The 15,975-nt window shown below is 50.2% G+C and carries 11 protein-coding genes; 1 reads left to right on the top strand and 10 read right to left on the bottom strand.

Annotated elements, in window-relative coordinates:
- The first annotated feature begins 44 nt into the window (after positions 1–44).
- The gene (locus ACFL9S_RS22560) at positions 45–548 is read left to right on the top strand and encodes a hypothetical protein (protein WP_405264106.1); all 504 of its coding nucleotides are present in this window, start codon (positions 45–47) and stop codon (positions 546–548) included.
- Here the strand turns inward: ACFL9S_RS22560 and ACFL9S_RS22555 are convergent.
- From ACFL9S_RS22555 to malT, 10 genes are all read right to left on the bottom strand, one after another.
- On the bottom strand, positions 517–675 hold the full coding sequence (locus ACFL9S_RS22555) for a SymE family type I addiction module toxin (RefSeq protein WP_405264105.1): 159 nt from the start codon (positions 673–675) through the stop codon (positions 517–519). The genes ACFL9S_RS22560 and ACFL9S_RS22555 overlap by 32 nt on opposite strands.
- A gap of 98 nt (positions 676–773) precedes the next feature.
- Entirely contained in the window at positions 774–3,878 is a 3,105-nt protein-coding gene (locus tag ACFL9S_RS22550; RefSeq protein WP_405264104.1) for a type III restriction-modification system endonuclease, read from the bottom strand.
- Between the two features lie 9 nt (positions 3,879–3,887).
- Complete coding sequence (locus tag ACFL9S_RS22545; protein ID WP_405264103.1) at positions 3,888–5,831, bottom strand: site-specific DNA-methyltransferase; 1,944 nt, start codon at positions 5,829–5,831, stop codon at positions 3,888–3,890.
- A gap of 313 nt (positions 5,832–6,144) precedes the next feature.
- Positions 6,145–7,407, bottom strand: a complete 1,263-nt coding sequence (locus ACFL9S_RS22540) for a PTS galactitol transporter subunit IIC (RefSeq protein ID WP_405264102.1) — start codon at positions 7,405–7,407, stop codon at positions 6,145–6,147.
- An 85-nt stretch (positions 7,408–7,492) separates the two neighbouring features.
- The gene (locus ACFL9S_RS22535; protein ID WP_405264101.1) at positions 7,493–8,488 is read right to left on the bottom strand and encodes a 2-hydroxyacid dehydrogenase; all 996 of its coding nucleotides are present in this window, start codon (positions 8,486–8,488) and stop codon (positions 7,493–7,495) included.
- 16 nt (positions 8,489–8,504) lie between these two features.
- Positions 8,505–9,266, bottom strand: a complete 762-nt coding sequence (locus ACFL9S_RS22530; protein WP_405264100.1) for an SDR family NAD(P)-dependent oxidoreductase — start codon at positions 9,264–9,266, stop codon at positions 8,505–8,507.
- Between the two features lie 11 nt (positions 9,267–9,277).
- On the bottom strand, positions 9,278–10,816 hold the full coding sequence (locus tag ACFL9S_RS22525) for an FGGY-family carbohydrate kinase (protein WP_405264099.1): 1,539 nt from the start codon (positions 10,814–10,816) through the stop codon (positions 9,278–9,280).
- Between the two features lie 20 nt (positions 10,817–10,836).
- Positions 10,837–11,388 carry a glycerol-3-phosphate responsive antiterminator gene (locus tag ACFL9S_RS22520; protein WP_405264098.1) on the bottom strand — a complete coding sequence of 184 codons (552 nt, stop codon included), beginning with the start codon at positions 11,386–11,388 and terminating at the stop codon, positions 10,837–10,839.
- Positions 11,389–11,402: 14 nt separating this feature from the next.
- Positions 11,403–12,194 carry a class I fructose-bisphosphate aldolase gene (locus ACFL9S_RS22515; RefSeq protein ID WP_405264097.1) on the bottom strand — a complete coding sequence of 264 codons (792 nt, stop codon included), beginning with the start codon at positions 12,192–12,194 and terminating at the stop codon, positions 11,403–11,405.
- Positions 12,195–12,875: 681 nt separating this feature from the next.
- Positions 12,876–15,602 carry an HTH-type transcriptional regulator MalT gene (gene malT, locus ACFL9S_RS22510; RefSeq protein WP_405264096.1) on the bottom strand — a complete coding sequence of 909 codons (2,727 nt, stop codon included), beginning with the start codon at positions 15,600–15,602 and terminating at the stop codon, positions 12,876–12,878.
- Positions 15,603–15,975: the final 373 nt, after the last annotated feature.

Raw genomic sequence — 15,975 nt, 5'->3', positions numbered from 1 at the left:
CCAAATTCAGTAAACCACTTCAGATATTCTTCGGAAGAATTTGAATGAAGCAAGGTTCCGAAGTGTGGGTAAAAACATGCCAACAGACCAAAGATGGATTAATCAAGGAATCGACTATGCAAGGCAGCACGGTGATGAAATGGCTACACCGCTTTCTCACAACAGTATTATTACTGCTGGTTATCGGCAATGTCGCTTACCGCTATTACGTTGGTCCTCCCTATAATGATGCCCTCTTTAAAACCCAGCAGCTCAGTGAGGATACCTGGCTATACGTGACGAAATATCAGGGCGGCGGGGCAACGGTATCGGAGGTTTACCGCTACTATCTGGCGGGTGAAATACAAAAGGACATAGTAAAGGTATTGGGAAATACCGCTCCTTTTCTCACTGCCGACAGTGATAACGCGAGTATCACCAAAGTGGGCAATCGCGTGACGGTCAGGATGACCGGAAGAATTTATGATTTCACTAATTCCGTATTCTATACCTCTGACGGTGAGGATATCATCCCGTCTATAGAGTTGTATGCGGCTCGGTCAAGGTGAACGTAGTGATGCATTTATCCTGCCCTTCGGGAGCGCGGGCGGCGATCACCAGGCAACCCTTCATCACGCGGATATCCACTTTAGTGCCTGTGGCAAAACCCGCTTCTTCCAGACATTTAACATTCATTCAGTCAAGCAGAGTAGACATTCAGCCGTAATAACGGCTGAATGTCTTTTTGGATCTTAAAATGACTGACCGCCAGCCCCGCTATAAGCGAATACACACTAGCGAACGATATTCATTAAGCTCTTGAAGTTGTCCACCACATTGTAGGTCACATTTTTAGCCACCCTTTCCGTGTTCAACGTATCGAAGAAACGTCTGGCACAGGCAATTTTTGCTTCTTCCATGCCTTTTAGCTGCAATGATGACATTGACCCTTTGGTCTCAGCGACGAAGTAGACATGCTTAACGCTCCCTTCTTCAAAGGCGATAGCCCAGTCCGGGTTGTAGTTGCCGACTGGCGTGGGAATAAAAAATCCTTTTGGCAATTTGGCATAAACGCTGACTTCTTTAGCGAACTCAAGCCCACCCTGATCATCGGATGCAGGATCGCCAAATACGAATTTTTTCTCGATATCTGAATCCGTTACCAGGTAATCATAGATGTGTTTTTTCAATGGATCCCCCGTATTGGTAAAATCCTGTTTGATCTGGCCTGCGGTGAAAATATGGGCATCAAACGTCTCTTCCAGCAAGTTGTAAGTCAGATGCTCCACCATCATGGTTGCTTTTTGCTCGTTAATGAGGGACGCAGCCTTACTGATAAAGTCTTCAGGGTTGTGTTTAAATTGGGCAAATATCAGTGGTTCTGTCTGCTTAAGTACTGCCGCAACGGTGCTGCGCTTGAGTTTTGTCAGCTCGCTAATCTTACCCAGCAGATCATATTTTACCGATGAGTGAATCGAGTTTTTATACTCTGCCCGCTCCGTTTCAGAAACAGAGAAACCCTGACCGGTCTTTATTTGATCATAGGTGGCCGCTGCGATCTGCTCTCCCCGCACGATATTAAAATGCAGTTTTTCCACACGTAAATTGGCATCCAGTGTGTTGATTGCTTTACCAATTAACTCTTCGGAATCAAATTCAACCTGGTATATCGCTTTGTGGTTGATCCTGGCCCACAAATCCTGGAATTCTTTTTTATCAAAATTACTATTGAGTGGGTTAACTTTGCCTTTGCGGTCATCAGAAACCTCAGGAAGGTCATTATCACTGTATACCGCATCAATAATCGCGATGATCTGCTCAGCATAGGGTTGCAGCTCAACAGGTAAGGACGCGAGCGTCCCTTCCTGTTTCGCCTTCAGATAGACATCAGTTATTCGATCCTGATCGTCAGTGTAATTATTTCTCACCAGATAGCGCTCAATACGCCTGGCCATCTCTTCATTGATTTTGAGATCGCCGTGTTCGGTATGCAGCACCTTGCCAACAAAATATGTTGCGTCGGCTTTTTGCGGTCTGGCAGAGAGCGAGTCACTGATATCTTTTTGAAGCGCGGTAACAAAATCCTGATAGCTTTCGCTGGCGACAACGGTCAGCCGGTTGATGTCATGGACAGTGAGGGGATCATCCATGCGATCGCCATGCTGATTAACGGCCAGGCGCAAACCACGACCGACTTCCTGGCGGCGAGAAATGGTGTTGTCGCTGTGCTTAAGCGTGCAAATCACGAAAACGTTCGGATTATCCCAACCTTCACGCAGAGCCGAATGTGAAAAGATAAAGCGGGTGGGTTCGGCAAAGCTGAGCAGTTTTTCTTTGTCTTTGAGTATCAGATCATAGGCATCGACATCATCAGTTTCGGTGGATTTCTTACCGACCGCCGGATCGATCAGGCGCCTGGATTTTTTATCGATAGAGAAATAGCCATTATGCGTTTGCTCAACAGAGATATCGCGCAAGTAGGATTGATATTCACCACTCAGCAGCTCTGGATGGTTGTCCCGCTCTTGTTGGTATTCCTCTTCAAAGATCCGTGCATATTCGCCTTTCTCATCGGCGGCGTTGTAGTCGCGGTACTTAGCCACTTCATCGATGAAAAACAAGCTCAGTACCTTGATACCCAGGGGGAAGAGTTGCCGTTCTTTTTCAAAGTGTACCTGAACAGCCTCACGGATTTGCATCCGGCGAAGTGCTGACTCACTGACATCACCACACGCATCGCCGGCCGTCAGTGTGACGCCATTGGTAAAACTGATCGTGTCAGTATTGGCATTGATATCGGCGACAACGAAGCCCTGATATTGCGCCAACCGATTGGACTGTTCGAACAGGTTATCGCCCTTATTGACCTTGCGGATCTCGCGTTTAATCGTGCCACTGGCAAGCTGACGTTCGAACTCGAGACGCGCTACGGGGGGCTTGCTGGCCGAGATCTCAATGCTTTCCAGATAAAGATAAGCATGGGTGCCCGCGAGTCCTTTGGTCGTAATCCCCCGCACCGCTATTTTTTTGACCAATTTTTGGTTGTAGGCATCCAGCGCATCAAGACGAAAGACTTTGTTGTACTCTGTCTTGTGCGTAGCGGAATAGCGCAACATAAACAAGGGATTGAATTCGGCAAACGAATCGAGAGTCTTGGCTCCCTCCATTTTCTGCGGTTCATCCAGGATCATAACCGGGCGGTTAGCTTTGATGATGTCGATAGGTTTTCTGGATTGAAAACTATCAAGACCTTCTATAACACGCTCGCCGTTCGCGAGGATGCGTTCCTGACCATAGATCCTGCGCGCATCGGCACCACGGGCATTAAAGGCCTGCACGTTGATAACCATCACATTGATGCCACCATCGGACGAGAAGCTCTCTAACTGATGCAGCTGCCTGGAGTTGTAGATAAAGAAACGTGCCTGCTTGTGGTAATCCTCCTGGAAATGCTCTGCCGTGATCTGCAGCGATTTATAAACGCCCTCACGGATGGCAATACTCGGCACCACAATGATGAATTTACTCCAGCCATACTGTTTGTTTAGCTCAAAGATCGTCTTGATGTAGCAATATGTTTTACCCGTCCCGGTTTCCATTTCAATGTCGAGGTTCAACGGGCTGGCTTTGGTAACGGCCAGCTTGCTGGAGAGCGGGAGATTCTGGCGTGTCTGCACGGCCTGAATATTGGTGAGCAGCTGAGCCGCGTTGAGCTGTATCTCCGCGTTTTTAAAGCCTTCTCCCAGATCAACGGTTGAACCAATCAGCCCTCTGGCATCGGTGCCTGAGTCCATTTTGTAACGGTGAGCTGAGTCATTGGGGAGCTGCCCCTTAAAGCAATCGACGATTGCCTGTACTGAGTTGGCCTGGTAAGCCTGGTGTTTAAATTTCAGTTTCATGCAGGCCCCTTAGAGGGTTTTGACATCAGTAGAGGCGCTGAGCTGTTTTAACAACTGCTCCACATTGATCCTGGCTGCATCGGAGCTGAACCCGGCATCCCGGAAGACGAGTCGTCGCGGGCTAAAGGCCGCCAGCTGCCTGATAAAGGCGTCATTGATCCCGCCTGTTTTATCAAAGCAGGCCACTAACGCCCCCTGGGTATTGTCAGGCCGGGCATCGACAAAGAATACGGTTTTGTCGTCAATAGATTGCCGCTGAATCGGCAGTGACAGGTCAACGCCCCAGTCCAGCATCACCTGGAACAGCAGATCTTCTTCGGTGCGATCGTCCTTGACGTTCTCTACGTGGCTGAAGAGATCGTTCTGCACGATGGCATCCGGGTTGTAGTAGACCTCGGCCATATTGGATGTATCCAGTTTTAATACACGGAACCCAACATCTGCACTCAGGTGATTTATTTTTTCACCCGCTAAACGAATGCGTTGTTTACTGATGTCAGATATTTTCTTAAATCCAGATTTATAGGCTGCTGATGAAGTATCACAAGGTTCATCAATTTGCACCATGATGAATTTACGATTGCTCTTCTCTGCGCTATTTAATTCCATAATGGCGTGGGCGGTTGTGGATGAGCCAGCAAAAAAGTCCAAAATAAGATCGTCTTTTTTAGAACCTATTTTTATTATTTTTTTAATGAGATCAACTGACTTAGGGAAACTCATAATGGATTCCCCAAATAATTCTTTTATGGCTTTTCGGCCAACATCATTATTTAATTCACTCTCAAGCCATATGCTTTTGACTAACGTCGTGGCTACTGTGCCATCCTGGCCATAGAGATAGTCCTTACGGTAAATCCTCCACTCATCGCCACTTTTTTCAGCCACAAGCAGGTTGTTTTCTTTTTGAACTTTATCAACGCCCCATGTCCAGCATGTTTTAATATTATTCGGTGCGTCAGGCCAGACTTCATCCGTGAATGTTTCATTTTTTGACAGTGAAATCCGCGCGCTGACAGGGTCCACATAAAGGGGATAATATAATTTTGGACGCGTTTGAGGGTTGAAAGCCTGGTTTCTGTTTCTCAGTCCAGTCAGTCGATAGGGACCCTCCTGGTCTTTCTTATTGTACTCATCAATCATCCGGCCTTCTTTTTCTACGCCAGAAATAGATTGCTCATTGAGATAGTCCTTAACAAAAACAACAATGCTCTCATGTGTTTTTGCAACGAATCGATCTAAATTTCTACCGCGAGGATTGAGCTGGACAGACAATTGAGCAACAAAGTTTTGCTCACCAAAAACTTCGGATGCTATTGTTATTAAATTATGAACTTCATTGTCATCGATACTGATAAAGATGGCGCCATCGTCAGCGAGTAAATTAAACGCCAGTTTAAGCCGGGAATACATCATGCTCAACCAGTCAGAGTGAAAGCGCCCATTTGACTCTGTATTGGCAACTAAACGGTTTCCCTGCTCATCCTTTTGATTGGAACGTTCAGCATAAGAACCCACATCATCCGCAAAATCATCATTATAAATAAAATCGTTGCCGGTATTATAGGGCGGGTCGATATATATCAACTTGACTTTACCCAGATACGTTTCTTGCAATAATTTCAGTGCTTCCAGATTATCGCCTTCGATAAAAAGGTTCTGGGTAGTATCGAAATGAACACTCTCTTCCCGACAGGGGCGAAGGGTTTTCGCTATGGGGGCATTCGCCGTGAGCAGCGCTTCGCGTTTACCTGGCCAGTTTAGCTGATAGCGTTCCTGAGGGCCCTCAACAATATGGCGGGATAGCTCTTGTTTGAGGAGATCGAAATCGATAGTTTGTTGGAGTTTGCCATCAGCGCCTTGAGATTCGGTGACACAGTTGGGGAAGAGAGAAGCCAGTTTTTCTATATTCTGTTCCACCCGATTGGTGCTGTGCATTTTAAGCTTTTCCATGGTTTTTCCTGTCGATTTTCGTGGGGGTAAGGCAACCAGGGAGACGCGAAAGAGAGGGATAGCTGCTTCCGGTGACTTCTTATCAATATGCCCGGCTATGATGCCCTTACAACAGTACAATTTGTCATTTTGTATTGTCAGGCAACAGTGCCTTGATGAGCAAGCTGAAGTGTTCGCCGACCCCACAAGCGATCACATTTTGAGCATCTAAGCTTACCCGTCAGCGTTGGGTTAACGGCGCATCGGTGGGTGACTGGCTGCGTATTAGCCCGTCGTCGGGGGAATCTGCCTGTTACCAGGCAGAGTGTTATCGTTAAGGTGCCGTGCTAAAAAACTCGCCGAACTTCACCGCCAGCCAGCCAATCGGGGTGGTTGCGCCGCCGACGATATTGGTCATTTCAGACATTCCTTCAGGCACAGGAATATGGGAGTTCACGGCGGCCTGCGTGTACTCCCGCGAAATGTCCGTGCCAACGTACAACGTACAGGTGACGATCAGCATGCCGGTGATAAACATGCGGAACATGTTTCGCTGACAGAATGGGGTAACCATGGCCAGCAGGAACATCAGTGAAGCGAGATCGACAAACGGCAGCACCCGGTTACCCGGCAGGATAATTGACAGCACGACGGTCATCGGAATCAACAGCAGGCCGGTTGCCAGCACCGAGGGTTCACCAATCAGTAGTGCGGTATCCATACCGATATAGAAGTCACGACCGGGAAATTTTGCTTTCAGTTTTGCTTCTGCGGCATCGCGGACAATCAGCAGCCCCTGCACCAGAATCTCGATCATTTTTGGCAGCAACAGCATGGCGGCAGAAACCTTAATCGCCAGTGAAACGGCCGCTGAGATATCATATCCGGCAAGGAACGCCAGCATGAGGCCCAGTACAAATCCCAGTGTGAGCGGTTCACCGAATATGCCAAATTTTTTGTTAATACTCTCCGGGTTAACATTGATCTTATTGATGAGCGGAATTTTATCGATGAGATAATTACAGGCGATGCCAAAAGGAACGTAAGCAATACAGGTAAGGTGGGGGAATGAAATTCCGTTAAGGTGATAGTTTTTTTGTAAGTAGGGTGCGGTTAAATCTGCCGCCAGCAGCGTCAGGATAAAGATGCCAAAGGTGATCCCTACTGAAAGCCAGTAGTTTCCGGTTCCGGCATAAACCACGGAACCCATAATCAAGAATATCCAGTAGTTGAAAATATCAATATTGACGGTTTTGGTTAATTTCAGTAACAGCATAGCCAGGTTAATAATAATAAAACCGATCACGACGGGTAACATCAACGGAGATCCCCAACCAATAGTTGATGCGGTTGGCCATCCCGTGTCGACCACGGTCAGCGTCAGGCCAATCCGCTCCACCATTGCCTGTGAGGCGGGGCCAATATTGGTCAGAAGCAGGCCAATCACCAACCCGACGCCTTCAAAGCCGATACCGACCAGCATCCCGGCTTTAAAGGCGGTGCCAGACTTAACCCCAAAACACAGGGCAATAATAAAAAATATGATGGGCATCATGACTGATGCCCCCAGATTAATGATGCTATTAATCATATCCATCATAATTCCTTAATCAGAGGCCGGATTGGGCACGCGTGTTGCTGTGCCCGACAGGACATATAAAGAGTGAATAATTTTCTGAATATTACGTTATTTTCTTAAGCAAAATATCAGAAAATAACACCGGTGAGTGGCGGAAGGCATCAAGCGTGCTGCCCGCAATATGCGGTGTTATCGTGACATTATTCAGCGAATAAAAAGCACTGTCATCAGGCAGCGGTTCATGATCAAAGGTATCCAGTGCGGCGCCCCTGATTTTCCCGGTCTGTAAGGCAGCAATAAGATCCTCTTCATTGATTAAACCCGAGCGCGCAGTATTCACTATAATTGCGTGACGTTTCATTAATTCAAAATGGTGTGCATTGATCAGATGCCTGGTTTCGGGTGTTAAACGTGCATGCAGAGAGATAACATCAGCGCGTGTTACCAGTTCATCCAGTGAATTCACCTTTTTATAGCGATCATGGCGGGCAACGTATTTATCATAGAAAATAATCTCCGTGCCAAAGCCGCTGAGAAAACCGGCCACCAGTTGGGCAATATGACCCAGCCCGACAAGGCCTATCACTTTACCTCCCAGCTCTGGAATGGTGTGATGATTAGGAGTATCCGCGCGCCAGCATTTATCGCGTAGTGCATCGTATGATCGGGCTATATTCCTCATTTCCGCGAGTATCATGCCGACGGTAAACTCTGCCACGCTACGCGCATTGCGCCCTGGTGTATTGATGATCTCAATGCCGCGAGCTTTGGCGGCATCCAGGTTGACGTTTTCCGTGCCTCCGCGCAGCACGCCAATGTATTTCAGCTTTGGCAGCTTATTCAGTACTGCCGCGTTGACCGGAGCAAACTGAACGATGAGGACATCGATATCTTCTGCCCCTTGCAGCAACGCATCAGGTAACGTCACCGCTTCTGCACCGTGCTGTTCCACCTGCAGATTATCCTGCTGCAACTTTTCCACAGACGGATGCGACCATTCGCGCACCGCTACCCCAAGCCCGCGATCACGAAGCGCTTGTAACCCGGCTTCCATCATCGGGGTATTAATCAAAAGATCGGCTATCGCCAGACATTTCATAGAGCGTCTCCACAGATTAACGCATCAACATACCGCCAGTGACATCTATCGTTGCTCCTGTCATATAACGGGTTTTAGGAGAAACCATAAAGACGCCGATGTCGGCAATTTCATCGGGTTGAGCAACCCGGCCCAGAGGAATGCGGTTGAGGTAATAGTCGGGATTCTGTTCAATGTTGCTCTGCATCATTCCGGTCGCCATAATGCCGACGGCAATGTTGTTCACATTGATTTTCTGTCTGGCGACTTCGCGCGCCAGCGAAATCGAAAAGGCCACCAGACCGGCTTTACTGGCCGCATAATGAGCATGGCCCGTGGTCGAACCGTGGAAGGCTGCCTGCGAAGTAATGTTCAGAATGCTGCCTGCCTGGTCCTGCTCCCGACAGTGGTTAATAAACAGCTGGCTTAAATGGAAAACGGCTTTCAGATTCACGTTCATAACCCGGTCCCAGTCATACTGCGTTAATTCGCTGACATAGCCGCTTAACCAGATCCCGGCGTTGTTCACCAGAATGTCGGCATTACCCAGTTTTTCGATGCAGGTAGTAAAGAGCTGATGACGGCTTTGTTCATCGGAGAGATCGGTTCTCACTGCGATGATCTTCACAGAGGTTGTCGCCTTCACGGTGTCAATCAACTGCTGCGCATGTGATTCGTGGCGCTGCCAGGTAAAACAGATATTGACCCCTTCATTGGCCAGCGACAGAACCAGTTCTTTGCCCAGCCCGGATGCACCACCGGTGACGATAGCTGTGCGATCCTTTAAGTTAAGATCCATTCTTTCCTCGCTTAATGCGTGATGTAACTGCTGCAGCTTTTCCACGGAGACTGCATCTCGGATAACAGTTTTTTGTACAGCTGATATTTGTCGTGGTAGACCTGTCGACGGGCAGGGTCCGGTGTCACGGTACGCGAGACATGGACCATCTCATTGGAGGCGGCAAACACGTCATCAAACCAACCGATCATCACGGCAGCGGTCATGGCGGTGCCTAATGTGCCGTGCTCTTTGACATCCACAATCTCCAGCGTGGACTGGAAAACATCGGCGAACAGCTGGAGCCAGACAGGGGAGTGGGTTACCCCGCCGGCGATACGGATGGTGCCGCTCAACGCCGGGTTGAGATGGCGTAAACGTTCAGTGTGATAGAGGTGACTAAACGCGATGCCTTCATAAATCGCCCGCAGGAAATGGGCTTTGTTATGGAAGCTGTTCACGCCGATAAAGCCTGCTGATGCATCGGCAATGGTGTTGGAACCAAACACGAAGGGGAAGAACAGCAGGTGGCTTTCCTCGGGGGTGGTGGAGGCGAAAAGGGAGTTGCAACGATCGTATACCGATAGCCCTTCTGATGACGCTTTTTCGCGTTCGCTCTCCATAAAGTTATTGATAAACCACTCAAGGTTGCTGGCCGAGGTTGGGCTGGCCTCAGTGATCAGCCATTTTCCTTCAATCGGGTAGATAGACGCCATAAACAGCGCGCTATCGATAACCGGACGATCGGTAACATACTCGTTAATGCTCCATGTACCGGTGATGATGGCCAGCTTATTCAGGCTGTTGATCCCGCAGGCGACAGCGGAGGCTGAAATATCAAATACGCCACCGGAAACGGGCGTCCCTGCGCGCAGCCCTGTGAGGCGGGCCACGTCATCGGTGATGGTGCCGCAGCAGTCGGTGGAGCGCTTAATCGGGGGTAATTTGTTGCGCAGTTCAGCCAGACCCCACCATGCCAGCAGCTCGTCATCATAATCGTGCTCACGCACGTTGATCAGGTTGGTCCCCGAGAGATCGGTAAGCTCAAGAAAGGTTTCCCCGGTCAGGTAAAAACGGATCAGGTCTTTCACCATAAAAATAGTGTGTGTTTTGAGGAGTGACTCGGGTTCATGCTCTTTCAGCCATGCCAGCAGCGCGATGGGCTGCCCGGCCCAGATAGACTGCATTGTCTTTGGCAGAATATGGGAAATAAACTCAGGCGAGTTCTGCCATTTTTCCACGTACTCCTTTGCCCGACTATCGGTAGAGATAATGCCATGACGCACCGGGTGACCGCCTTCATCGACCAGATAAAGCCCGTTTCCATGACCGGTAACGGCCACCCCCTTGATCTGCCGGGCATCGATACCCGATTGCTCAATGGTTTGTTTGATCACCTCAATATTCGCTGCCCACAGTTCGTTAATATCGCGCTCTGTGTGGTGTGGCCTGGGGGTTAACATCTGCGTCGAGATTGCCGCGCTGGCGATGGCTTTTCCGCTGCGATCGTAAATGGCTGCTTTGGTCACGGTGCCGCCATTATCTATACCCATAACGTATTCATTATTCATTTTCGTGGACTCCTTCGTGGTTACCACAGGCCAGGTTCACTGGTCGTTATCCCTGTAAATCCGGCATGGAATATTTTATCAACAAGGTATTTCCGTTTTACAAATCCACCGGCAATAAATATCACCTCACAGCCTTTAAGACTCCGGCTAATCAACTCAAGGCACTGGCAGGCATATTCGGCCGGTAATATTTCGATGGCGTCAGGGACGTTATGCTTAACAATATCGAGTGACTGATCCAGTGAACGCGAATCGATAAGTAACACCCGAAATATAGTCAGTAGCCCCTCCTTTTTGGCATGGCGCAGGGCCGAAAGATTTGAGGAGATCACACCATCTACTTTGTAGTATGTTTTCAGCAGATTGATCCCTGCCAGATCCGGTTTAAATCCACCCAGCAGGTCAAGATGGATTAATACCTTCTTGCCTCCCTGATGACATTTTCCTATCAGTGATTGCAGATTGCCGATATTCGCTTCCGACAGCAGAACATATTCCGATGCACAGGACAGCGCCTTGTCGAAATTCTTGTATTTTCTTACAGAGGGTATGATGGTGTTATTTGAAAACATAGTCATATCCGAAGTTATTTAGCCCTGTACAGGCTGTATGCATCTTCCGCCGTGGCATTTTCGTGAATAATGGCATTGAGACCGGCAACCACTTTTTCAGGCTGCGGATCCTGAGTGATATTGCGGCCTACGGCCACCCCTTTTGCCCCGGCCTGCATACAGTGTTGAACGAACGAGAAGTAACCGTTGATGTCGGTTTTGGGGCCACCGAGTGCAAGAACGGGGACGCCTGCAGCTTCGACAATCAGGTGGTCATCTGCTGTTCCCGTGAAGCGTGTTTTGATCACGTCAGCACCCAGCTCCACCGCTGCCCTTGCCGAAGCGGCAATGATAGCGGGGTTGTTTGAATCATCACTCGTGACGGCATACCCGTAAGGGAGGGATTCAACAATTAAGGGCATATTCCAGCGATCCGCCGCCTGGGCCAGCTGCATCGCCATGAGGTGGGTTTTCTCCTCGTTGAACGCGCCGGGGAAGGTCATGCAGACCACACCCTCTGCGGCGACTTTCAGGGCATCTTCAATAGAGAACACCGGGGCGGTATCAGGCACGCTGTGATCAAAAATACTCACCGTGCTGTCGACACGTAAAACAACGGGAACCGTAGAAAGTGCATCACGAAAATTCTTCAGCATGCCATAAGTCACCAGTGCGCAATCCAGGCCTTTTTCAACCAGAGTCGGGATCTGATTGAGTGTGTTATCAATGCCCTCGGTTTTTATTGAAAAATGGTAACCATCCAGTGCCAGCGTGACGGACTTGCCATCTTTTGCAAAAATCCTTGAGAGGCGACGCTGTTTATACATTGATTGACTCCTCAGTAAAAAATAAAAAAAAGCCCTCAAAGACAGATGTCTTTGAGGGCGTTCAATTCACGTACCCTGATGGTAATGATTCAGTTACCCAAATCATTAACGATTAATTTTTTCGCCTGATGAGAGGGGTTTATATCGTTCAATATAAACGCTTTCTCCTGCGTGGTTAATTACTAACATGCGGGTAATCTTCCTGTCCAGTCGAAATACATAAAGTGAGATGTTCATCACGCCTGTATTTAAATAATCGGCCTGGCGTTAAGGTGTCAGCATTCTATTATGAGTTCCTGTAATAATGGTGAGCGTGATGAGTGTTGATTCCATTATTTAAGGTGTTTTTTCGTTGGTGGGTTAATTATCCTCTAACAGGAATGATTAATGTCAGGGAGCGTGTTATGTCGCTAATATTCTCAGTCAGATATTTAACTCATCCTCATTCTAACGCTCAGAATAATATTATTATTGATGTTGTTGTCAGTGATGATGAATCATCCTGTTAAAAATAAGGCGGTTCGATAAGACGATACTCGCAGGGAAGGGAATGAAAAACATGCGCAGCATGATCGCGTTGTCTGCGGCTCGTTCAGGGTAACATCGGCTGCGAAGCTTTACCGTTCCGCGCGCGTGCAGGCGGACCGGAAAAAAGGTCCGCCTCCAAAGCCGGGATCGGGCTTACGCCCCGTATCCCATCACCTGCAGCAGATGCTGTGCCTGCTGCACCGCTTCCTGGCGGTGCGCCACACCCAGTTTCTGATACAAATTACGGATATGGGTTTTGATGGTGGTGGAGGCCACATCCAGCTCCCCGGCGATCTGGTCGTTGCTGTAGCCGGAGTAAATCAGCCCCAGTACCTGCCATTCACGCTGGGTGAGCGGGCTGGTGCGGATTAACTCCGGCACCTGCGGATGCGTCAGGAGTTTATTGACAAAACCTTCGTCGAAATGCGCAAACTTATGGCGATGATGCTGGTTAATCTCGCGTAAAATCAGCTGCGCACGGCGCTGCTCCAGATCGGGCAACAGATTCAGCTGGATCAGCTGACGCAGCTGCTGCGCCATCATCTCCCCTTCAATCACAAAGTGGCTGATAAACCCGGTGCGGTTCGCCAGCCCCAGCGCTTCAATCAGCGCACGCTGCGCTTCCCCTTTGCGTCCGGTGTGCCAGTAAAGCAGGTTACTCAGCAGCAGATTGCGATTGAGGTCGCTGGTCAGGCGCAGCTGGCGCGCATTCTGGTTCAGTTCATCCAGCACCACTTCAGCTTCATCAAACTTCTCCAGCAGGATCTGCACGCGGGCGATATTACGCCACTGACCCTGCTGGAAATGGTTATCGGCCATATCGGGTTTACGCGCCTGTTGCAGCCACTGGCGGGCGGCGGCTTTATCACCCACCATCTGCCAGTAGATAACGCGCGGCTTATCGGTGTTGGTCAGCCAGTCGATATGATAGTGACCGCTTTTCAGCAGCGCTTCGCAGCGTTGCAAATGATGATGGGCATTATCCAGCTGACCGCGTGCCAGCGAGCACTTCGCCAGCATGGCCAGGCACTGTAACTGCTGCTGTGGGTGGAAGTTGGTCAGTATCTCCAGCCCCTGGCGTGCAGCGTCTTCGGCATCGTCAAGGCGTGCCCACGACCACAACAGCTGCGAACGCAGACGCAGTAAAAACTCGTGCATCGGTAGCTGTTCAAGATGCTGCTCGCGCACCAGTTCGAAAGCGCGATCCTGCATCTCAAATGCGGCCTGTAAAAATCCCTGAGCGATAAGGATTTCGCTCTGCTGTATCAGTGCCCACAGCGCGTAGTGATAGGCTTCGTAGCGGCGGGCAATTTGTTCCGTCTGCTGCATCAGCGGCAAAGCGCGGGCCAGGTCGCCTTTGCAGTGCTGGATCTCCCCGGTCACGGAGGTGGCAACAATCCGGCTGTAGAAGCTCTCATACGGCAGAAAACGCAGCGCCTCGGCGGCCAGCTGTTCTGCCTCATCCTGGCGTCCATCATTGATGGCGACCTGCGCACGCAGCGCATTGAACTCCGCATTCAGGTCCTGATCCATCACGATATCGTGCTTCACCATCTCGCTTTCCGCCTGCGCCAGCAGGGTATCGACTTCCGCGTAACGATGCTGGCTCTGCGCCAGCCATGCCTGCAACAGTACCAGCTTAGGGTTTTGGATCAGGCGGTCATAAGGCAGGGCGGCCAGGCACTCTTCCAGCAGCGCCAGCTCGCTCTGATTAAACAGCGCCCAGGCGTGTTGCAGCATAATATCGCGCAGCATATCGATGTCATCGGCCGCCAGCGCATGATGGATCGCTTCCGCCGGAAAACCCTGCGCCAGCCAGCCATCGGCGGCGGCACGGTGGATAGCCGGCAGCTCACTCGTCAGCTCCCACTGGCAGCGCTGGCGCAGGAAGGTGGCGAATAAAGGATGGAAGCTGAACCACTCGCCGCTGTCATCCATGCGGTGAATAAACAGGCCCTGACGCTCTAACTCTTCCAGACGCTGCTGGCCATTATCCCCCCCGGTCAGGCGGACAATCAGGGCATCGTTCATCGAGCGCAGCAGCGAGCAGCGCAGCAGAAAATCACGCGTCGAGGCATCCACGCGGTCCAGCACTTCATCCACCAGATAGTCGGAAAGGTGGCTGGCGTTCAGTCCTGCCAGCTTACGTGCCGACTGTTGCGTAGACTGCCGTGAAGGCGTGTTGGACTGGCGCGCCGAGAGGGCGATCAGCTGCAAAGCGGTGGCCCAGCCCGCGACGTCATCACACAGACGGCTGCTGTCGGCCTGGTCAATGGGATCGTTGAGGCGGTTGTCGAAAAATTGCTGTGTCTCGGGGTGGGTAAAGGCCAGATGCGTGGCATTCAGTTCCAGGAGCTGTTCACGCACGCGCAGATTGGCGATACCCAGCGGCGGCAGGGTACGTGAAAGCACCACCAGCGAGAGGTTCTCCGGCTGATGACGCAAAAAGAAACGCATCCCTTCATGGATCGCATCGTTGGTGATCAGATGATAATCATCGATCACCAGCAACAGCGGGCGATGCCAGCCGGATAGCTCGACGAACAGCTGGGCGAACAACGCTGGCAGACTGGCGTACTGATGCTTCAGGCTCAGTGCTTCACTTTTGCCGCAATGGCCGCCGCAGGCCTGCTGGATGGCGGCAATCAGATAGCTGGCAAAACGCTCCGGCAGGTTGTCGCTTTCATCAAGAGAATACCAGCCAAGATCGCTCTTACCTGCCGCCCAGTGTGCGACCAGCGTCGTCTTTCCATAACCCGCCGGACTGCCGACGAGGGTCAGACGATAATGCGGCGCTGCCGAAAGCCGTGTCAGCAGTCGGTCGCGCACCACGGTATTTTGCTGCCGCACCGGGCGGCTCAATTTTGATGGGATCAGCATTTTTTTTCGATTCTTTTGACGGTAGTCAGAGGGCGTAATAATTATTTCGCAGCGTGTAATTAATCACTTTTTCTAAAGTCCTCCTTTGAAACATCGAATGCAACAATGTTACGTATTTACATGCTGTTAACTTGCTCTGCATCACACTTCTAAAGACAAATTTTGCGCCACTCCCTCTGACCTTGCATCCCCTACGGCTACGCCCCGTTTCTCCTCCCTGCCTAATCGCTGGCGGGAGGATGTTGCAACGCGTTGAAGGCTTCAGCATAGGGATTTAAGAGCTTATCCCATTAGGCTATTTTACTTGCCATTTTGGCCCTGGGCAGTGCTCAAAATCCTCACGTACTGCGTGTACGCTACGGTTTTTCCGCGC

It is taken from the genome of Erwinia sp. AnSW2-5, from assembly GCF_045107195.1.
Lineage (GTDB): Bacteria > Pseudomonadota > Gammaproteobacteria > Enterobacterales > Enterobacteriaceae > Erwinia.
The sequence above is the reverse complement of the archived record's forward strand: the minus strand, read 5'-3'. Positions and strand labels throughout refer to the sequence as shown.